The organism is Nocardia sp. NPDC005998, from assembly GCF_040614395.1.
Taxonomy (GTDB): Bacteria; Actinomycetota; Actinomycetes; order Mycobacteriales; family Mycobacteriaceae; genus Nocardia.
In genome coordinates this window covers 33,332-53,324 of record NZ_JBEXUI010000011.1, presented here as the reverse complement: position 1 = coordinate 53,324, position 19,993 = coordinate 33,332, and the positions used below count along the sequence as shown (strand labels likewise).

Genomic DNA, 19,993 nt, shown 5'->3' with positions numbered 1-19,993 from the left:
CGCCGCCGGATTCGGCCGCTCACCGCGCCGCAGCCGTGTCCCATATCCGACCCGCCATCGCCCGAACGACTCGCGCACTCGCGACCTATCGTGCGATCGCCCATACGAGGTTTCGCATGACCAGCACTGAACATCAGGAATTCATCGCATCGGTGCGGGCGCTGCTGACCAAGCACGCGGGCTCCGCGGCGGTGCGCGCGGGTATGGATACCGAGCTCGGCTACGACGAGAAGCTATGGCGGCTGCTGTGCGAGCAGGTCGGCGTCGCCGCGCTGGCGATTCCGGAGGAGTACGGCGGATTCGGCGCGAGTCTGGTCGAATCCCTGCTGGTGGTCACCGAATTGGGCCGCACACTCGCCGGGGTTCCGATGCTCGGTTCGGCCGTGCTCGGTGCGCAGGCGGTGCTGTTGTCCGGTGACGTCGACGCATGTGAGCGGCTGCTGCCGGAGGTCGCCGAGGGCGCGAGAACGATCGCCCTCTGCTGGGCGGGCCCGGATGGCTGGGATGCGCCCGGCGTGCACGCCGATGGCGAAATACTGTCCGGCACATCACATTACGTACTCGATGGACTGCACGCCGACACTCTCGTGGTGGTGACGCCGACGGGACTTTTCGAGGTCGATGCCGCGGCCGATGGCGTGTCCCGGCATTCGGTGCCGACCATGGATCCGACCCGCAAGCTTGCCGAAATAACCTTCACCGGCGTCGCAGGGCGACGGCTCGGGACCGGCGATCCCGCCGCCGTCACCGCGCGACTGCACGAAATCGCCTGGGCCGCCGTCGCGGCCGAGCAGGTGGGCGCGGCCGAGCGCTGCCTGGAGCTGACGGTGGAGTACACCAAGTCACGGGTGCAGTTCGGTCGTGCGATCGGCAGCTTCCAGGCGCTCAAGCACCGCATGGCGGATATGTACGTGCTGGTGGAATCGGCCAAGTCCACCTCCTATGCGGCGACCACCGCCGTCGCGGAGCGGTCGTCATCGGCGGCCGAGGATGTCTGGGCGGCTCGCCTGCACTGTTCGGAGGCGTTCAGCACGATCGTCGCCGAGATGGTGCAGTTGCACGGCGGCATCGCCATTACTTGGGAGCACGACGCGCACCTGTTCTTCAAGCGCGCACACGGTGACGCCCAGCTGTTCGGCACGCCGCACCGGCCGCTCGTCCAGCCCGCGTAGTCACCACACCGGCAGCGCCCCGGCGGAGCTCTCCCACTCTCCGGGGCGCTGCCGTTTCCGCAGGTAGAGCGGGTCGTAACGCACTTCATCGAGATAGATAGTTAGGTTATGTAATAATAACGGTGTGCAGCAGACACCGGTGACATCCGCAGAGGACAGCGTCGTCAATCTACTCGTCACCGCCGGTCGGCTGACCCGGCTGGCCGGGGTGATCAGCGGCGAGGACCTACCACGGGCCGTTATGCGGGCACTGGCGGTGCTCGATGAACACGGCGCCGTGCGGGTCAGCGAATTCGCCCGCATCGATCGATGTTCGCAACCGGCGGCAACGGCGCTGATCGGGCGACTCGTCGCGGACGGATTCGCCACCCGACGCAAGGACCCGCAGGATTCGCGGGCCGTCGTCGTCGAACTCACCCCGGCCGGACGTGACCGGCTGCAACGCGCGCGCCGCGCCTTCGGCACCGCACTCGCGACCAGACTGCCCGAATTCGACACCAACCGCCTCGCCCGCATGGAGACAGATCTAACAGAACTGCTGGACGCCCTGAAGAAGGCTGCGCCACAGCACTATTCGACCTGAGGTGAGCGATGTGCGCCGCCGTAGCTGGTGCCGCGAGGCAAGACAACGCTGTGCCGAGGGGGCAACAGCAGCGCCGAGCCGAGCAATGTTGTACCGCGAGCTCTTCCCCATTCCAATAGCCTGACCAGCCCGATCAGTACTCCCGTGACGCATCGGGCTTCATCCGGCCCGTGTCCTCGCGTTCGATCCGCTCGCGTATTCCCCAGACCGTGCGATCCTTCGGCGTCCGCTCGGGCCACACGATCACTCCGACGATCACCGACAGCGGCAGCCCGATCGCGACAACCCAGCCGAGCGCGATCACGGCAGGTCCCGGAGCAATCGAAGTACCTTGGCGCACGTCTCGGCGTCGGCCGGACTGGCAGCGTGATTCACGATGGCAGCACCCGGAACCCGTTGCGGTAGAGCACGATCAGCTGGAATCAACTCGAGGTACAGCGAACCGTCTGTGTCGCCGTTGTCTGCGACCTCCAATACCCCGCCTGGGAACACGAACAGTCGTGTGCGCCTGCCCATCTCGACTCCTGTAGTCCGATGTTGGTAGGCACCCCGTGACCGGTTGTCGCCACATGTCACGGGGGCCGAATCAAACGTTATGGACAATCCGCAGACACCTGAACTTCGCGGAGAACGTTTCGCCGGACACTTCAAAGCATCTAAACGTCCCGGTATCGTTTCGGTATGAGTCACCGTCTCCAATCGGCGATGTTGCGAGCACAAATCGACTCCGCCGCGCTCGCAAAGACCGTCAACGTAGACGTGAAAACCGTGAACCGATGGCTAGCTGGTCGGGTGCCGCACAAACGAACTCGGGCCGCTGTGGCTAGTGCGCTCGGCGAATCGGAGTCGAGTCTCTGGCCCGCCACTCGTCCGGACATCAGCGCGGGAGCCCCCGCGACAGCCGAAGTCATCGGTGCCTACGCACACCGGGCCGACGTGCCCAACGAGGTTTGGACATCGCTGCTGCTGAGCGCTACTCAGCGAATAGACATCATCGGTTACGCCTACCCGTTCGTCCTCGAGCTGTTGCCCGATGCCGCCGATCTGATCGCGGACAAATGCCGCAACGGCGCGAGCGTCCGCCTGGCCTTCGCAGACCCGGAGTCCGCACACGTAGCCGAGCGTGACGCGCTCGAACAGATGCAAGGGACATTGCCCGGACGGATACGAAACGCGCTGAGCATGATCGGCCCCCTTGCCGAGACTCCCGGATGCCGAATCGGGCTACACACAACGCACTTGTACAACTCGGTGTTCAGGTTCGATGACCTGATGTTGGTGACGCCGTACCTGGTTCGAGCGAGGGGTTATCAGCACCCCGCGCTCTACCTCCGAAAGCTCTCCCCGTACGGGCTGTTCGCATCGTTCGAAGACCAATTCGAACAGATCTGGGGAACCGTAACCCCGTACCTGCAAGAGGTGAATCCCGATGGGCTCACGGCGTGACTACTACCGAGATCCGAACGCACCCACGCCGAACAGCTTGGTCCCCGGAGGTTCGGCACTGGTCGTTGACGACCGGGGGGCCATCCTCATGCAACGCCGAAGCGACTCCGGGAACTGGTCGTTCCCCGGAGGAATCATGGAAATCGGAGAAACGCTCGAGCAGTGCGTGATCCGTGAGACCAAAGAGGAATCCGGACTGGATATCGAGATCACCGGGATACTCGGTATCTACACCGACCCTCAGCACGTGATCGCTTACGCGGACGGCGAGATCCGCCAAGAGTTCAACATCACTTTCTACGGCAGGGTGATCGGTGGCCGGATCGAGGTCAGTTCCGAGTCGACGGAAGTGAAATTCCTTCGGCTCGAAGAACTCGAGACACTGCCGGTACACCAGACGGTTCGGCTCAGGTTGCAGCACCACGCCGAACAACGCTCGACGCCGTATCTGGGATGAGCGGCGCATAGGCCGCGCTGGCATTGTTCGCCGCCGACTGCTATCCGATGACAAGCCGGTGTTGATCGTCGGGACCGTCCCGGCGGGCCTGTTCTCGCCATCAACAACACGCTGATCACCGAGGCCGTCATGATCACGGCGCCGGTGGAACGCGCGACCGCATCCGCCGCGTACAGTTTCGTCCGTTTCGCTGGCGGCGCCGCGGCCCCCACCTGGCGGGCAAGCTCGGCAAACACAGCATCGGCCTGCCGTTCCGGGCGGGTCCGGCGTGCGCCGTGGCCCGTGCTCGTGCTGCTCACCGGGCGTTCCGCGCTGGCCCATACCGATGACCACGACCCAGCGCAGCACGGCGTCGATGAGGCGCAGGCGATCAGTCGGCGACCGACCTGCTCGGTAACCCCCGCGGAGTACGGTCGGAAGGTATGACTGATGAGACGCGGGGCCGGGTGAAGGTCGAGACCGGCCAGAAACGGGTGCGGGTGTACCTGCGTGGACAGCTGGTCGCCGACACCATACGACCGGTGCTGGTATGGGAAGGACCGCACTATCCGACCTACTACCTGCCGGTCGCGGATCTGCACGCGAAGCTCGAGCCCAATGGCAGGACCAAACATTCCCCCAGTCGCGGGGATGCGACCGAATACGATGTGGTGGTCGACGGCGTGACCGCGCCGGGCGCCGCACTGCGCCACCATGATTCGCCGATTCCCGAACTCGACGAACTGGTGCGGCTGGACTGGAATTCGATGGACGAGTGGTTCGAGGAAGACGAGCCCGTCTACGTCCACCCACGCGATCCGTATACGCGGGTCGATATCCTCGCCAGCTCGCGCCACGTCCGCGTCGAGATCGACGGTGTCACCGTCGCCGACTCCCGCTCCCCGCGCATCCTCTTCGAAACCGGACTTCCCGCGCGGTACTACCTCCCGCCGACCGACGTCCGCATGGACCTGCTGAGCCCCACTACGACCCACACCAGCTGCCCGTACAAAGGCACCGCCGAGTACTGGACCGTCCGCATCGCGGACAAGGACTACCCGGACATTGTCTGGGGCTACCGCACCCCACTCCCGGAAAGCCAGAAGATCGCGGGCCTGGCCTGCTTCTACAACGAAAAGGTCGATATCTTCGTGGACGGCGAACTCCAGCCCCGCCCGCACACCCCATTCAGCTGACGAGCCGATCAGACCGAAATGATCTCGAGCATGCTCTCGAGACCACGGAAGTCCTTGCTGTTGCGCGTGTACAGCGGCAACCCGCGGGACGACGCTACGGCAGCGATGAGCAGGTCCATCCGGCGTGGTTTCGGATCACGTTTCGCCGCCATGGTCAGTGCCACTAAAGTCCCGTATCGTGTCGCCGCGTCTTCATCGAACGGCAGCGCATCGAAGTCCACAATTGCTGCGCCCAACTGTTCGGATCGCGCAGCACGGGTCGCGGCGTCCTTTGCCATCGCAACACCCTGATTCAGCTCTGCCAGGGTGATCGCGGTGATCTCGGGGACCTCCGGCAAGGCGTTTGGATCCAGGACATCCAAATCGAGGTATGTGCACGTGTCGAGGACGCCGGACGAGTGACGGTTCGTCATCAACGGGATTCCCATGTGTCATCGTCACCGATGCGATCCTCGGTACCGAAGAAGTCGTCGGCCTCCCGCCGCATACGAGCATGGTCCACGCGCGGCAGCTTACGATGCCGTGCCACGAGTTCCTCGGCGGTCAGGCGACGGCGGCGTTCGACCGGCCGCAGTTCGGCAACCTCCACACCATTACGAGTGACGCGAAAGACCTCACCAGCCTCGACAGCATCCATGACCGCTGCGGAGTTATTGCGGAACTCCCGCTGCGTGATCACCTTCATACCCCCAGCGTAGCCTCACGTAGCACACATGGCTACAAGCCGCCGCCGGGCAGTTCGGCGACGGCCACCGGTATGCGGCGGTGACTGTTCGGCGATGCCGCCAGGGCGCCGCGGGATCGTGCCCGACCGGAGTTCAGACCGCGATCAGCGGTGGCTGGTCATCGGCGCGACGGTATTGGCCGGGCGGCAAGCCGTATTCGCGTTTGAAGGCCTTGGCGAAGGCGAATTCCGAGGTGTAACCGACCTTTCGGGCCACGGCGCCGAGGGGGCTATCGGTATCGCGCAACAGGCGGGCGGCGGTGAGCATGCGCCAGCGGGTGACGTAGGCCAGGGGCGGTTCGCCGATGGTGGCGGTGAAGCGACGGGCCAGGGTGGCGCGCGATACGCCAGCGATATCGCTGAGGTCGGGGACGGTCCAGCTGCGGCCGGGTTCTTCGTGCACGGCGCGCAGGGCGGCGGCGACCGCCGGATCGGCGAACGCACCAGCCCAACCCGTTGCCGGTTCGCCGGTGGCCTGTTCGTCGAACCAGGCGCGCAGAATGAACAGGAGCAGGGTCTCCAGAATGGCAGGAACGGCGGCATCGCTGCCCTGTTTCGGTTCGGCGACCTCGGCGGCGAGCAGGTCGACGGCAGCGCGCAGGGACGGGTGCCGGCCGGGACGTGCCGGGAGATGGATGAATTCGGGGAGTTCGTCGAGCAGCGGGTGGCTGCGCTGCCTGCCGAGTTCGTATGCGCCACACAGCAACGCGGTGCGGACGCCGGGTCCGATTATCTCGCGCGGCTCACCCGGCCGCGCCTCCTCGGTGACCGGACTGTCGAGGCGGTCGACCAGATCGTGGTCGGCACCACGCGGCATGAACAGGACATCGCCCACCCCAAGAGCGATCGGTTCCCCGCCATAGGGCACTGCCAGGCACGAACCCTGCAGCACCACATGGAAACCCGCGCCGGGGACCACCGGATAGGCACGGCCCCACGGCGCGTGCCGGACGAACAGACCGGAGGTCGGGTTGCCCGTGCGGATGGCCGCGATGGTCTCGCTGAGGATGTCCACCTGCTCTCCCTCAGCTGGCTCCCCCGGAGGACTCACCGCGCATGAGCGCTCCGAGGGTTTCCCGGTCCGTCACGTCCATCTTGATGCAGGCGCGGTAGAGGTGGCCCTCCACGGTGCGGACCGAAACGGTCAGGCGGTCGGCGATCTGGCGGTTGGACAGTCCTGCCGCAACGAGATTCGCGATTTCACGTTCGCGGGAGGTGAGCGGTAAGGGCTGGGCGGCTTGGCGCAGGGCGGGGGTGCTCGCACCGCCGCAGGCCGCGGCCAGGCGGTTCGCGGTGGCGGCGGATTCCAGCAGGCGGCGGCGGTCTCCGGCTCGTTCATGGGCCGATGCCGCTTGGGCGGCGGCATCGGCGGCCGAGAGCAAGGCACCGATGCGCTCGAATTGGGCCGCGGCCGCATCCAGGCCGGGTCCGTCGTGGGCGGCCAAGGCCACCGCATGGCTGGCCTGGACCTGCACCAAACCGCCGTCGACCCGAACCGCCAGATCGGCGAGTCGGCCTGCCGCGGAATGGTCGCCGAAGCGGGCGGCCGCATGCAGTGCCATGGCCTCGATGGCGTGCTGATGTGAGCGCGCTGCCGCATCGGCGGCGCCCATGGCCAGTCGGATGGCCGGGGTGACGGTGCCCTCCGCGGCGGCGACGCAGGCCCGTGCGATCTCCAACTGCGGGTCGTAGACCGCGCTGTGCCTGCCGCCGCGCGCAATCGCCTCGGCAATGGATTCGGCGGCCTCCGGCGCCCGGCCGAGTGCCGAATATGCTTCGGCCAAACGGATTCTCGCCGGAATGTGCCAGGCGGCGGCGCCCTCCGCGGTGAGCGCGGCCACTGCCTGTTCGAGATGTTCGATCCCGTCCAGGAAGCGGCCCTGCGCCACGTCGACGGTCCCCTGCAGGATTTTCGACATGCCCCAGGCCAGGTACTGACCTGCCGACGAATAGCCGAAATGCCCTGAGGCACAACGGCGTGCGGCCTCGAGATCACCGGTGAAGGTCAGCGCGAGCACCTCGGCGTGGGTGGAGATGTACCGGTTGAGCCCGTCGATATGCGACTCCACCTGATGCCCGCGGGCCGCGTACTGCCGCGCCGCCTCGCCCTTGCCCATCAGTGCCAGCGCCAGCCCGCCGCCGAAGGAGGCCCACCAAACCGCCCACGGCGGTGCGCCTTTGGTCTCCATCACCGCCTCGGCCGCGGAAAATGCGTCCTCGAGCCGATTTTCATTGACCGCGCACGCCGAGGCCAGGCCATCGAAGGTCGCGACGATCTTCGGATGCCGCACCTTGGTCCGCAACATCGCGAGCACCTCATCGGCCCGCTCGGCATCGCCCATGGCCCAGAACAGATTCGACACCCGGGTGCTGCCCCAGCGGGCCAGCTGCACCTCGTTCATCTGATCCGGATCGAAGCTGGCCAGGGTGCGTTCGGCCTCGATGCGGTGGCCCTGCCACAGCAGCGCGCGAGCCAGCAGATCCGCGGCCTCCACCCCGCCGCGACGTTCCACCGCGGCCCTGGCGAAACGCTCACCGAGCGGCAGATTGGCCAACCCGATCGCATCGGCGGCGGCCGCCTCGAAGAGTTCGAGATCGGCGGATTTATCACTGTCCAAGGCCAATTCGGCCAACCGGATGCGGTCCGGGGCGGAATTGATCGGCCGTTCCTTGAGCGAGGAGTACAGCCGACCGCGCAGTCGCCGCGCCGAGGCGATGCCGAGCCGACGCCGGATCACCTCACCGAACAGCGGATGGTTGTAGCGCACGATCAGCTGGTTGGCATTCTCGACAACCCGGATGAGACCACGGGTTTCGGCGGCCTCCACGGCCTCCTCACCCGCCACTTCGGCGAGCACGTCGAGGTCGATGGGCTCGCAGAAGGTGAGCAGTTCGAGCACCCGCAACACCGAATCGGGCAGCTGTTCGACCCGATCCTCCAGTAGCGCAGCCAATTCCGAGGTCACCGCGGCCCGGCCGCGCAGCTGCCAGACCCCGTTCACCTGCCGCAGCGAACCCGCCTCCAGCGCGCCCTCCACCAAGTGCCGGAGGAACAGGGCATTTCCGCCGGAGGACTCCCACATCAGATTGGCGGTGAAACCCTCGAGCTGTCCGCCGAGCATCTGCTCGACCAGATCGACGCTCTGCTGCTGGCTGAACGGGTTGAGATCGACGCGCAGCAGGTGGCCGTCTTTCCACAGCGAGGTGACCGCATCGGGCACCTGCACCCCGCTGCGCACGGTCGCGACGATATGTGCCGCCTTATCGATGGCCAACTGCAGCAATAGTGTCGCCGAGAGCTGGTCGAGCAGGTGTGCGTCATCGACGCCGATGATCGCGTGCCCGTCGGCGAGCAGTGCCTCGCGCGCGGCGGACATGAACGTCACCGGATCGTGCGCGGTATAAACGCCGACCATATGGGCGAATACGCCGAGCGGGATGCTGCGGGCCGATTCCGTGCCCGCAACCCACCGGATATTGCCGCCCACGGCCGCCGTCGCGTGTCTGGCCAGTGTCGTCTTTCCGACACCGGCGTCTCCGGTCAGTACAGCACCGACATATTCGGTACCGGTGAGTGCTGCGCGGATCGCTGCGAACTCGGTCTCGCGCTCGATCATCGGCCAGTTCCGAGCCATAGCTCTTACTTTAGTTCGTCCCGGATCATGATCGATGACAACGAACGATGAACGGGCGCACCGATTCCGCTGTTGTAGCCCTAGCCGAGTACGTCGTGGCGGACAATCGTCTGGTCACGACCCGGTCCGACGCCGATGCAGGAAATACGGGCGCCGGACAACTCCTCTAGGCGCAGCACATAGGCCTGCGCGTTGGCGGGCAGTTCCTCGAAGGTCTGCACGTGTGAGATGTCCTCCCACCAGCCGGGCATCTCCTCGTAAATCGGCTTGGCGTGGTGGAATTCGGTCTGTGTGGTCGGCATCTGCTCGACCCGCTTGCCGTCGATCTCGTATGCGACACAGATCGGCACCCGCTCCAGACTCGACAGCACATCCAGCTTGGTGAGGAAGTAATCGGTGACGCCGTTGACCCGGGTCGCGTAGCGCGCGATGACCGCGTCGAACCAGCCGCATCGGCGGGCCCGGCCGGTGGTCACACCGACCTCGCCGCCCTGTTTGGCCAGGAATTCACCGAAGTTGTCGAACAGTTCGGTCGGGAACGGACCCGAGCCGACGCGGGTGGTGTAGCACTTCAGGATGCCGAGCACCGTATTGATCTTGTTGGGTCCGATGCCGGCGCCGACCGCCGCACCGCCCGAGGTCGGGTTGGACGAGGTGACATACGGATACGTGCCGTGGTCCACATCGAGCAGGGTGCCCTGCGAACCCTCCAACAGCACGGTTTCGCCGCGCTCCAGCGCCAGATTCAGCTCCAGCCGGGTGTCGGCGATGCGGTGCTTGAAGCTGTCCGCCTGCTCGAGCACCTCGTCCACCACCTGCTGCGGGTCGAGCGCGCGGCGGTTGTAGATCTTCACCAGCACCTGGTTCTTGAACTCCAGGGCGGCTTCGACCTTCTGCGTCAGGATCTTCTCGTCGAGCACATCGGCGACCCGCACGCCGACCCGGGCGACCTTGTCCTGGTAGCACGGGCCGATACCGCGGCCGGTGGTGCCGATCTTCTTATTTCCGAGGAAGCGTTCGGTGACTTTATCGATGGCCACGTGGTACGGCATGATCAGGTGCGCGTCGGCCGAGAGCAGCAGACCCGAGGTGTCGACGCCGCGCTCCTCCAGTCCGGCCAGCTCCGCGAGCAGGACGCCGGGATCGACCACGACACCGTTGCCGATGACATTCGTCACGCCGGGGGTGAGGATTCCGGACGGGATCAGATGCAGTGCGAACTTATCGCCATTGGGCAGCACGACGGTGTGACCGGCGTTATTGCCGCCTTGGTAGCGAACCACCCATTGCAACCTGCCACCGAGCAGATCGGTTGCTTTGCCCTTACCCTCGTCGCCCCATTGGGCGCCGATCAGGACGATTGCCGGCATGGTCGTGTCTCCTACGGTTCGACGCGCAGCACCCCGGGAGATGGCAGTCGGCGCGGCCGACCGGGTGGGGAACACCTGTGCTGCAGCTACCTGCCGTACTGAGGCGGTGGCCGGAAGCACAGTCTACCCAAAGCGTTCGAGGCGGCATCGAACCGGATCGCACCGTAGGCTCGGCAACCGTGTGGCTGTAGTCGGGCAGGGCTATGGTTGCGTGGCACTGGCGGACGAGCAGGGATCCGACCGGGAAAGTGGCGAGGGTGGCCGACGGGTTTGTCGGCCGAACCGAGGAGGGTGTACCGCAGTTTGAGTACCCACGTTCTCTGTTGCGACGGCGCACCGGTACCCATCGCCCTCGCGTCACTGCCGATCTCACAGACGACCGCCATCCCGAACACCAGCGTGATCGATGAGCTACTGCCCGTCCTCGCCGCCGACAGCCTGCCCCGGCTGATCGTGCTCGGCGACGACGCCGCCCTGGCCTCGGTGCTGACCCATCTGATGCGCAGCGAACGACTCCATGTGGAGATCGGCTATGTGCCCGTCGACAAGACCTACGGCTCCCGCGCCTACCAGACCGGAACCGGCAATGCCGCCGCCAAGCGGGCGGTGGAGGGCCGGGCATCCGAAGTCCCGCTGATCCGTGACGACACCGGAACGGTGCTGGTCGGACGGGCCGTGATCACCGGCCCCGGTGGCGGGAAACTCGAGGGCGAGGCCTACGTGGACGACGCCCAATTGTTCTCCGGCAAGGTCAACGCGATGCTCGTGTCCCCGACACTCGAACTGCCGGGTGTGCGGGCGGCCGTGCCAAGGTTCCTGCGCCGACGTCACTGGCTGATGGGACGGGCCGCGCAGCTGGGCACACCGGGGGCGGTGGTCACCCGCGACGGCATTGCCAATGAACGGATTCTGCCGCGCTCGTCGTTCTATCGACATCACGAAAACTGGCTGCTGGTCCGATGACGATTCCATTCCCGAAAGACCGCCGCTCCGGACTCGGCGCCGTGCGCCCGAGCCCGGTATTCCTGCTGGTGATCGCGATCTCCGTGGCGGGCGGGGTGCTGGCCTGGAATGCCGACGCGCAGTCCACGCGGGCGAAGTTCGGGGTATTTCTGCTCGTCGTCTTCGGCTGGATCGTCACATTGTGTCTGCACGAGTTCGCGCACGCGTTCACGGCCTGGCGGGCGGGCGATCGCGAGGTGGAATTGCGGGGGTATCTCACGCTGAATCCACTGAAATACAGCCATCCGCTGCTGTCGATCGTGTTTCCGATGGTGTTCATCGCGCTCGGTGGTATCGGATTGCCGGGCGGTGCGGTGTACGTGCACACACAGAACGTCAGCCCACGCATGCAGCGCATCATCAGTGGTGCCGGGCCGGCGGTGAACGCGGTGTGTGCGGTGCTGCTATTGGTGGTCGTGCGGTACTTCGGCAGCGACACGTCGCATCGCGCGTTCTGGTACGGCCTGAGCTTCCTGGCGTTTCTGCAAATCACCGCAACGCTTTTGAACATTCTGCCGGTGCCCGGATTGGACGGGTACGGCCTGATCGAGCCGTCACTGAGTTATCAGACCCGGCGTGCGCTCGATCAGTTCAAGCCCTTCGGCATGCTGATCCTGTTTGCGCTGCTGTTCACGCCATCGATCAACAAGGTGTTCTTCGATGCGGTCTATTCGCTCTACGAATTGTCCGGGGTCGACGCGGATTGGTCGCGGTTCGGCAGCTGGCTGACCCGGTTCTGGACGTAGCCGGTTTGGAACCGGTCGGTCCGATCTATTCCCAGCGCTGGGGATCTCGCTGTTCATCTGCGCCAACTATCGTCCCGGACACCCGTTCAAGAAGTTTGAGCGGTTAGGTTGCGAGAAAGAACGCCCGGTCGATCGCGACGAGCGGCGCGTTCAACTCTCGCCTGACAAACACCATGGCGACGGCACCCTCCGACTCGCCCAGACCCCCGTAGACAGCGCTGTCCTACCTCCGACCGCCCGACACAATCCCGGCGGTCGTCATCTCCAGCTTGTGCTCGACCCTTTGGAGCTATGCCATGACTGGCACGCCATCCCTCATCACCTTGTCGGTGGTCATCCCCGTTCTAGACGAAGCCGCGCTCATACTGCAGTGCCTGGACCGACTCGTGGACCAGGAAGCGATCAGCGAAATCATCGTCGTCGACAACGGCAGCACCGACGGCACCGACGCGATCGTGCGTGAATACGCGGCCGCACATCCGAAGGTCGAACTCGTCTACGAGGAGACGCGGGGTCTCATCCCCGCACGCAATACCGGACTGGCAAAGGCGCGTGGTGATTTCATCGCCCGCATCGACGCCGACACCTTCGTCGAACCGTACTGGGGTGCGGCCATCCGCGATTATGCGTCCGCACATCCGGATGTCGCCGCGACGACCGGCATCTTCACCTACCACGACTCGCCGGTCCCCTTCTTCTTGGACATCGGCGTCTGGGCGAAGCTGAAGCTCGGCATGTTCGGCGGCCCGGTCGGCAATATGCACGGTGCGAATATGGCCATCCGCCGCACCGCATGGGATGAAGTCAAGGGCGACACCACCACTCGGACCGATATCCACGAGGATCTGGATCTGGCACTGTGCCTGTCGATAAAGGAGCTGCGCATTCAACAGCTCCCGGATCAGCGGGTGCGGATCTCGGCCCGGCGGCGCCGGACCAATCCCCGTGAATTCTGGACCTATCAGTTGCGCGGACTGGACGCCCTCACGAATCGGGGATACACCCTCCTGCCGGTGACCCGCGTCTACGCCAGCTTGGCCTGGCTGGGGCACACCCTGCAATGGCCGATCTATCGGCTATGGGATTTCGATCGTCGCCGCTTCACTTTGCGCGGCAGTCCGGAACGCCTGTCCCCGGTGGACTGAATCGCGGGTACCGGTCGCCCGGTCCTCCGGGACCGGGCGACCTCTTCGCTCGACCACGGTGCGCCCCTACCCGCCCGGCCACCACACCATATGGCCGGTAGGGCGTCTCGCCGTCGTGCGAAGCCGCCGAACCGCGCTACCCCTCGTCACCGCGGTTACCTCTCGAGGCTATGACCGCGACGGCGTGCGAACACGAGTAGCGCACTACGCGATGATCGCCGGTTCGCGCGCAGGGGATCGCGCAGGCGTTCCCGCACGATGGAAAATGACTGAAATCCGCTGAGTAGTCGTGCTATTGCTCGGGCGGCACATGCGGATTCGGGACCGTCGGAGGCAGCATCGCCATTGCGGAGATGCGCTGCATACCGCAGACCTGCATGAGATCGACCAGCATGGAGCGCATCTGCGCGAAGACCACATGCGCCGAAAGTCCCGCGCCGTCAACGAGTTCCGGCCGCGTGGCCTTGGCGACGCCGCGCAGCACCCTGGCGGCCTCGGCCTGATCCGGCTGCTGGCCGGGATCGGCGAGCATCATTCGGCGCACCACGTCGACGGCCTGGGCCAGGCGCTCGAGTTCCTCGATGAGTCGGGGATCGAGAATTTCGTCGTCCTGTACCAGTGTCAGCGAACGGCGCAGCAGCACCCTGGTGTTGCGGACCGCGTTATCGAGCGGATCGGCGGTGGCGCGGATGCGGTCGAGGCGCGCACGCGAATTCCAGTAGAGCGGAGAGATTCGGCTGATCTCGCGACCGCCCTCCAGGGTGGAGCGCAGGCCGTCGATCTGCGGCTGAGTCTTGCGGGCGGCGGTCAGGGCGAGGCGGATCTTCTCCTGATCCTGTTCGAGCAGTCCGTCGGCGCACTCGTGCAGCGATTTGCCCATCACCGCAAGGACTTCCGCAGCCTGCTCACGGGCCCGGCGCACCGGATGGAGCGGGATCGAGGCGACCACAACCACGCCGACCAGTCCGCCGACCAGCGCGTCGATCATGCGCGAGAAGCCGCCGCCCGCCGAGGGCGGCAGCAGGGTGGCCACCAGCACCGCCGAACCGGCGGCCTGCATGGTGATGATCGACCCGCCGTCCAGGAATACCGCGAGCGCCATGGCCACCGCGACCACCAAGGCGATCTGCCAGACGCCGGTGCCCGCGCGCGTGATGAACAGGTCGCCGATGCCGATGCCGACCGCGACGCCGACCACCAGTTCCACCGACCTGCGCAGCCGCGCACCGAAGGAAATGCCGATCGAGACCACGGCCGCGGTCGGTGCGAAGAACGGCTGAGTATGCCCGACTATCTTGTGCGCGATAAACCAAGCCAGCGCCGCACCGACCGCACACTGCAGAATCGGCAGCGCGGACAGCCGCAACCGCGCCCATGAGCTGCGCAGCTTCTCCATAGTGCTGGCGCGGGCAACACCAACCGGGGAATTCGGATCGATCAAGTTTGTCTCAGTCGAGCCCGAGCTCCGCAGCTGCGCGTGGGTCGCAGTCCTCCAACAGATCCAGGCAGCGCGCGTACTCCTCGGTCTCGCCGATAGCCCTGGCCGCCCGAGCGAGCGCACCGACGCTGCGCAGGAAACCGCGATTGGGCTCATGGCTCCACGGCACCGGCCCAAAACCCTTCCAGCCATTGCGCCGCAAGAGATCGAGGCCGCGGTGGTAGCCGGTGCGCGCGAACGCGTACGCGGCGACGATGTCGTGGTTGACCAACTGGGCGTCGCCCTCGGCCCCACCGCGCGCCAACGCGGCCTCCGCAAGATGGGCCCATGCGATCGAGGCCGCCGGATGCGCGGCCGCGACCTGCACTGGATCGGCCTTCTCGAGCAGCGCCTCCTCCGCTTCGGAGTCTTCGGGCAGGAGTACCGGTTGCGGTCCGAGCAAGTCACCGAACGAGGTCATGCGGTTCATTGTGCACCGACCGCCCGGGTCGTGGCGCGGGGGGAATCCTCACAGTTGGACGAATTGCTGATTAGGCTGGCCGTCGAGTTCAACTGTTCCGCTCGACCGAGGGGTAGTAGGTGTCCGATCCGAACGACGAGAAGAGCCCGGCACAAGATACCGGCCGACCCGCCGGAGCGGCCGGTAACGCAAGCCCCGGCGCACCCGCGGACCGGACACCCGCATCGAAAACCAGCTCGTCACCGGCGAACTCCGGTGCGACCGGAGCGACCGGAGCATCGTCGAAGCCCGGCGCTGCCGCGGACCGCACTGCCGCTGGCCAACGGGCCGCCGCCCCGCCGACGCGACCGATTCCAGCCCCGACCGGTTCGGCGCCATCGTCGAATCCGACGCCGTCGGCCGGTTCGAAGCCATCGCAGGGATCGACACCATCGTCCGGCTCGACACCGTCGCAGGGATCAACACCATCGTCCGGGTCAACGCCGTCGTCCCGATCAACGCCGTCGTCCGGGTCGAGGCCATCGCCGGGACCTGGCACGTCTGGGGGATCTGGCGCAACCACCGAGGAACGGGCGGCCGCCGCGCCGACTCGGCCGATCGCGACACCGTCGACTCCGAAGCAACCGCCCGGCACCACGCCGTCGAGCGTCTCGGATGCCTCAACAGGAGATATCGCGGCGCTCGGCAAGCCTGCCGAGGCCGCGGCCCCTCGAACGACTCCGCCTTCCGCCGCCACTCCCAGCCAACCGGCCAGATCCGCAGGTGCACAGCCGCCCAATTCCGCTGCAGGCGGCCCGGCCAAGCCCGCCGCGGCAGGCCGGTCCGCTAGTGGCTCGGGCCGACCCAGCGCAACGAAACCGGCCGCCGGCAGCACTCCGAGTAGTCCCGCCGCGGCGACGCCGACTTCCGAAGCGAAGACCGTAGCGATCCCGCGCGGCGTCACCGAGGCCAAAGCGCCTGCCAAAGAATCGGCGGCCGCCACGACGGCTACTGCCGCAGCACGCACCGCCGCACCCGCCGCCAAGCCGACACCAACAACCGGCGGCCCGACCGAGGCACCGACCGCCGCTACCACCCGACCTGGCGCACCGAATACTGCCGCTCCCTCCGGCAGGCCCGCACCAACAGCTGGCGGCCCCACCAACGCACCAACTCCCGCCAGCGCCGCCGCACCCACCACTCCGTCCGACAAGCCGACACCAACAGCTGGCGGACCCACCAACACACCGACCAACGTCGCCACCCGACCGGGCACACCGCCCGCGGCGAGCACTGCCGCCGCACCCGCCGCGCCTCCGTCCGGCAAGCCGACACCAGCACTTGGCGGACCCACCAACGCACCGACCGCAACTCCCCCCGGCAAAGCGACGCCAACGGCTGGCGGCCCCACCAACGCACCAACTCCCGCCAGCGCCGCCGCACCCACCACTCCGTCCGACAAGCCGACACCAACAGCTGGCGGACCCACCAACACACCGACCAACGTCGCCACCCGACCGGGCACACCGCCCGCGGCGAGCACTGCCGCCGCACCCGCCGCGCCTCCGTCCGGCAAGCCGACACCAGCACTTGGCGGACCCACCAACGCACCGACCGCAACTCCCCCCGGCAAAGCGACGCCAACGGCTGGCGGCCCCACCAAAGCACCAACTCCCGCCAGCGCCGCCGCACCCACCACTCCGTCCGACAAGCCGGCACCAACAGCTGGCGGACCCACCAACGCACCGACCAACGTCGCCGCCCGACCGGGCACACCGACCGCGCCTTCCGCCGGCAAGCCGACACCAGCACCTGGCGGCCCCACCAACGCACCGACCGCAACTCCCTCCGGCAAAGCGACGCCTACAGCTGACGGCCCCACCAACGCACCGACCAAGGCTGCGGCCGGACCCGACGCACCGACTGCTGCGATCGAAGAGGACGGTCCTGCGGTCCGATCCGCAAGTGCGGCAGCGACATCCGCCGCCGCGGGCGGTTCGGCAGCTGGTCGACCGGCCGATACGGGTAAGGGATCCGACCCGGCCGGCGCCAAATCCTCACCCAACGAACCCACCGCGACCGCTACCACGAAACCCGGTGCTCCGGCGGGTGCCAAGTCGGCGGGCCCGGCGGCGCCGTCCGGCAGCGCTACCGCACCAGTTGGCGACTCCGCAGCGTCGAGCCGGACCGCCACCCCGTCCGGTGCCACACCTGCTCCGGCCAGCGGCGCAAGCCCAGCTGCCGCATCATCGGGCCGCACCACCCCGGCCGGTGATACGGCCGAACCAGCCAGCGGTTCCGCCGCCGTATCGTCCGGCCGCGCTGCCACGCAATCCGGCGCAGCCGCAGCCGGTGCGGCACCGTCCACCGGATCCACGGCGGAAACCGTTGTGATTCGGCGGGATTCGAATACCAGCGGGTCCGCAGTACCCGCCGCTGCGAAGGCGGATCAGGTCGATGACGCCGCGGGGGCGGATGCGGCGACCACGGTGATGCCGCGGATCGAACTGGTGAAGCCGTCGGCGGGCGATAAGGATGCGGTCTCGACTTCTCCGGAGGAGACGACCGGCGACGAGCCCGATCTGACCGGGGCCGATGACAAGACCGTCGCGATGCCGGTGGTTTCGAAGCTGGATGCCGAGAAGACCATGGCATTGCCGATTCAGAAGCCGGTCGATAAGGACGCGACGCAGCGGATGCGGACCGGATCGAAGCCCGGTGCCACCGATCGGGTCGTACCACCCCCGGCGCGCCCCGGACCGGTCACCAAGCCGCCGAGTACGCCGCGTCCGGCGGCCGGGCCGAAGCAGGCCGGAGCCCAAGGACCCGCCCAGGGACCCGGGGTCGAGGAGACCGCCCCGTCCGCACCGCGCCCGCCCGCTCGCCAGCGTCAGGTCGCATCGGCGCCGTCACCGGCGGATACCCAACTGACCCGGCCCGCACAGCCGGTCCAGCCACGGCCGCCGCAGCCACGGCCGATGGCGCAACCGCAGCGGATCACGCCCCCCGGCCAGCAGGCCGCGGCCACTGCCGAAGCACCGGCGGGGTCGAAGCGCCGGTTGTTCGTGGTGCTCGGGGCGGCCGCGGTCGCCATCATCGCGGTGATCGCACTCGCGGTCGTCCTGGTCGGGAATCGGGGCGACAACTCCCCGGAGGCCAAGGTGCGCGCCAGCATCACCGATTACACCGAGGCACTGAAGTCCGGCGATCTCGCGGCACTGCGCAAGTCGACGTGCGGGCAGCTGCACGACTTCTACCAGGGCATTCCGGAAGACCAGTTCGCGGGCGTGCACCGGCTATCGATGGATCGCAAGAACATTCCGGTGGTGGCGAGCGTCGATGCGGTCCGGATCACCGATAAGTCCGCGATTGCACAGGCCACCGTCTATACCGACGCGGATCCGTCGAAGCGATCGGCCAGGACCTTCGATCTGGAGCGGACCGACGCCGGCTGGAAGGTCTGCGACCCGCCGACCGCAGGAACGCCCTAGACGGCCGCCGCCATAACCAAAAGGCAAGCCCTCTAACCGGTAGCGAACGTCACATTTACCTGGTCAATGGACCGGCTCGCCAGTAGCATGGCCCGGATCATGGTCAGGGAGCAGACAATCGCACAGCCGGAAAACGATGTAGTTGTGCAGACAGACACGATGGCGGGGCGCCGGTTCCGGGTGCGCGAGCACTATTCGGTCGGCCGGGAGAAGGTCCGCGAGTTCGCCCGCGCAACGCAGAGTCAGCACGGCGCGCATTATTTCGAACCCGATGCGGACAAGCTCGGCTACGACACGATCGTCGCGCCGCCGACATTCGCCTCGGTCATCGGCATCAGTGCGACCCGGGCGCTGCTCGAAACGGTGCTGGCCGATTACGACCTGTCCCAGATCCTGCAGACCGACCAGGTCTTCGAACTCACCCGGCCGATCGTGGCCGGCGATCGGCTCAGCACCGAGGTCGTGATCGAGTCGATCCGGCAGTTCGGCGATAACGACTTCATCCTGGTGACGTTCTCGCTGACCAACCAGCACGGCGAGATCGTGCAGTCGGGTTCGACCACCATCGTGGCGCGCCGCGGTGTCGAGGTCGACCCGAATATCGCCGACGCCGTCGAGAACATCATGATGCACGCACGCCCAGTGACTGTCGGTGATATCACGGTCCCCGACAGCGGGCCGCTGATCGCCCTGGCCGCGGATGCCCCGCCCCCCGGAGCGCCCGCAGTGCCGAGCGAATTCGTGCACACCATCCCGGACTTCGACCAACTATCCGTCGGCGATCAACTCCCGGCCGCAACCGCACAGGTGACGCGCGGCGATCTGGCCAACTACGCAGGAGTTTCCGGCGACCCCAACCCGATTCACTTCAGCGAGCGTGCGGCCCAACTGGCCGGACTCCCGACGGTGGTGGCGCACGGGATGCTGACCATGAGCCTGGCGGGCGGTTATCTGACCTCCTGGCTCGGCGATCCGACGGCCATCGAGAAGTTCAGCGTGCGGTTCTCCGGATTCGTCCCGGTGACGTCCGAGGCGCCGAGCAACGTAGAGTTCAGCGGCAAGATCAAATCGCTCGATCCGCAAAGACGCACCGCCACCGTTCTGCTCGCGGGCGCGTCGGAGGGCCGCAAGCTCTTCGGCCGGGCCATCGCCGAGGTCCGCTTCGCCTAG

The 19,993-nt window shown here is 66.8% G+C and carries 19 protein-coding genes and 1 pseudogene; 11 read left to right on the top strand and 9 right to left on the bottom strand.

What is annotated here, in order from left to right:
* Positions 1 to 116: 116 nt before the first annotated feature.
* Together ABZ293_RS17375 and ABZ293_RS17370 are read left to right on the top strand one after the other, a co-directional pair.
* Positions 117 to 1,172 carry an acyl-CoA dehydrogenase family protein gene (locus ABZ293_RS17375; protein WP_355181662.1) on the top strand — a complete coding sequence of 352 codons (1,056 nt, stop codon included), beginning with the start codon at positions 117 to 119 and terminating at the stop codon, positions 1,170 to 1,172.
* A 124-nt stretch (positions 1,173 to 1,296) separates the two neighbouring features.
* Positions 1,297 to 1,755, top strand: a complete 459-nt coding sequence (locus tag ABZ293_RS17370; RefSeq protein ID WP_355181660.1) for a MarR family transcriptional regulator — start codon at positions 1,297 to 1,299, stop codon at positions 1,753 to 1,755.
* A 133-nt stretch (positions 1,756 to 1,888) separates the two neighbouring features.
* Here the strand turns inward: ABZ293_RS17370 and ABZ293_RS17365 are convergent, their stop codons facing one another.
* Positions 1,889 to 2,059 carry a hypothetical protein gene (locus ABZ293_RS17365; RefSeq protein WP_355181658.1) on the bottom strand — a complete coding sequence of 57 codons (171 nt, stop codon included), beginning with the start codon at positions 2,057 to 2,059 and terminating at the stop codon, positions 1,889 to 1,891.
* Positions 2,060 to 2,574: 515 nt separating this feature from the next.
* Between ABZ293_RS17365 and ABZ293_RS17360 the strand changes: the two genes are divergently transcribed.
* From ABZ293_RS17360 to ABZ293_RS17345, 4 genes and pseudogenes are all read left to right on the top strand, one after another.
* Positions 2,575 to 3,201: a hypothetical protein gene (locus ABZ293_RS17360; RefSeq protein WP_355181656.1), complete on the top strand. Its 627-nt coding sequence runs from the start codon at positions 2,575 to 2,577 to the stop codon at positions 3,199 to 3,201.
* Positions 3,185 to 3,658, top strand: coding sequence for an NUDIX domain-containing protein (locus ABZ293_RS17355; protein ID WP_355181654.1), 474 nt, complete (start codon positions 3,185 to 3,187; stop codon positions 3,656 to 3,658). Before ABZ293_RS17360 ends, ABZ293_RS17355 begins: the two co-directional genes overlap by 17 nt.
* A 37-nt stretch (positions 3,659 to 3,695) precedes the next feature.
* A pseudogene (locus ABZ293_RS17350) lies at positions 3,696 to 4,084 on the top strand (hypothetical protein); the annotation flags it as partial.
* Entirely contained in the window at positions 4,081 to 4,833 is a 753-nt protein-coding gene (locus tag ABZ293_RS17345; RefSeq protein ID WP_355181652.1) for a DUF427 domain-containing protein, read from the top strand. The pseudogene ABZ293_RS17350 and the gene ABZ293_RS17345, both read left to right, overlap by 4 nt.
* 8 nt (positions 4,834 to 4,841) lie before the next feature.
* Here the strand turns inward: ABZ293_RS17345 and ABZ293_RS17340 are convergent, their stop codons facing one another.
* The 5 genes from ABZ293_RS17340 to ABZ293_RS17320 all read right to left on the bottom strand — a co-directional run bounded on the left by ABZ293_RS17340 (position 4,842) and on the right by ABZ293_RS17320 (position 10,562).
* Positions 4,842 to 5,246, bottom strand: coding sequence for a type II toxin-antitoxin system VapC family toxin (locus tag ABZ293_RS17340; RefSeq protein ID WP_355181650.1), 405 nt, complete (start codon positions 5,244 to 5,246; stop codon positions 4,842 to 4,844).
* Positions 5,246 to 5,518, bottom strand: coding sequence for a type II toxin-antitoxin system prevent-host-death family antitoxin (locus ABZ293_RS17335; protein ID WP_355181648.1), 273 nt, complete (start codon positions 5,516 to 5,518; stop codon positions 5,246 to 5,248). Before ABZ293_RS17335 ends, ABZ293_RS17340 begins: the two co-directional genes overlap by 1 nt.
* Positions 5,519 to 5,651: 133 nt before the next feature.
* Positions 5,652 to 6,572 carry an AraC family transcriptional regulator gene (locus ABZ293_RS17330; RefSeq protein ID WP_355181646.1) on the bottom strand — a complete coding sequence of 307 codons (921 nt, stop codon included), beginning with the start codon at positions 6,570 to 6,572 and terminating at the stop codon, positions 5,652 to 5,654.
* A gap of 10 nt (positions 6,573 to 6,582) precedes the next feature.
* The gene (locus tag ABZ293_RS17325) at positions 6,583 to 9,192 is read right to left on the bottom strand and encodes a LuxR C-terminal-related transcriptional regulator (protein ID WP_355181644.1); all 2,610 of its coding nucleotides are present in this window, start codon (positions 9,190 to 9,192) and stop codon (positions 6,583 to 6,585) included.
* An 80-nt stretch (positions 9,193 to 9,272) separates the two neighbouring features.
* Positions 9,273 to 10,562, bottom strand: coding sequence for an adenylosuccinate synthase (locus tag ABZ293_RS17320; RefSeq protein WP_354954456.1), 1,290 nt, complete (start codon positions 10,560 to 10,562; stop codon positions 9,273 to 9,275).
* A gap of 303 nt (positions 10,563 to 10,865) precedes the next feature.
* On the opposite strand from ABZ293_RS17320, the gene ABZ293_RS17315 reads away from it, so the two are divergent.
* The 3 genes from ABZ293_RS17315 to ABZ293_RS17305 all read left to right on the top strand — a co-directional run bounded on the left by ABZ293_RS17315 (position 10,866) and on the right by ABZ293_RS17305 (position 13,455).
* Positions 10,866 to 11,525, top strand: a complete 660-nt coding sequence (locus ABZ293_RS17315) for a hypothetical protein (RefSeq protein WP_355181642.1) — start codon at positions 10,866 to 10,868, stop codon at positions 11,523 to 11,525.
* Positions 11,522 to 12,310 carry a site-2 protease family protein gene (locus tag ABZ293_RS17310; protein WP_355181640.1) on the top strand — a complete coding sequence of 263 codons (789 nt, stop codon included), beginning with the start codon at positions 11,522 to 11,524 and terminating at the stop codon, positions 12,308 to 12,310. The genes ABZ293_RS17315 and ABZ293_RS17310 overlap by 4 nt, the downstream gene beginning before the upstream one ends.
* A 296-nt stretch (positions 12,311 to 12,606) precedes the next feature.
* On the top strand, positions 12,607 to 13,455 hold the full coding sequence (locus ABZ293_RS17305; protein ID WP_355181638.1) for a glycosyltransferase family 2 protein: 849 nt from the start codon (positions 12,607 to 12,609) through the stop codon (positions 13,453 to 13,455).
* Between the two features lie 292 nt (positions 13,456 to 13,747).
* Here ABZ293_RS17305 and ABZ293_RS17300 read toward each other — a convergent pair whose 3' ends face one another.
* The 3 genes from ABZ293_RS17300 to ABZ293_RS17290 all read right to left on the bottom strand — a co-directional run bounded on the left by ABZ293_RS17300 (position 13,748) and on the right by ABZ293_RS17290 (position 17,709).
* Positions 13,748 to 14,851, bottom strand: coding sequence for an FUSC family protein (locus ABZ293_RS17300; protein ID WP_355181912.1), 1,104 nt, complete (start codon positions 14,849 to 14,851; stop codon positions 13,748 to 13,750).
* Between the two features lie 52 nt (positions 14,852 to 14,903).
* Positions 14,904 to 15,353 carry a DUF3151 domain-containing protein gene (locus ABZ293_RS17295; protein WP_355181636.1) on the bottom strand — a complete coding sequence of 150 codons (450 nt, stop codon included), beginning with the start codon at positions 15,351 to 15,353 and terminating at the stop codon, positions 14,904 to 14,906.
* Positions 15,354 to 15,441: 88 nt separating this feature from the next.
* Positions 15,442 to 17,709: a hypothetical protein gene (locus tag ABZ293_RS17290; RefSeq protein WP_355181634.1), complete on the bottom strand. Its 2,268-nt coding sequence runs from the start codon at positions 17,707 to 17,709 to the stop codon at positions 15,442 to 15,444.
* 13 nt (positions 17,710 to 17,722) lie between these two features.
* On the opposite strand from ABZ293_RS17290, the gene ABZ293_RS17285 reads away from it, so the two are divergent.
* Complete coding sequence (locus tag ABZ293_RS17285; RefSeq protein ID WP_355181632.1) at positions 17,723 to 18,823, top strand: hypothetical protein; 1,101 nt, start codon at positions 17,723 to 17,725, stop codon at positions 18,821 to 18,823.
* Positions 18,824 to 18,967: 144 nt separating this feature from the next.
* On the top strand, positions 18,968 to 19,993 hold the full coding sequence (locus tag ABZ293_RS17280) for a fused (3R)-hydroxyacyl-ACP dehydratase subunits HadA/HadB (protein ID WP_355181630.1): 1,026 nt from the start codon (positions 18,968 to 18,970) through the stop codon (positions 19,991 to 19,993).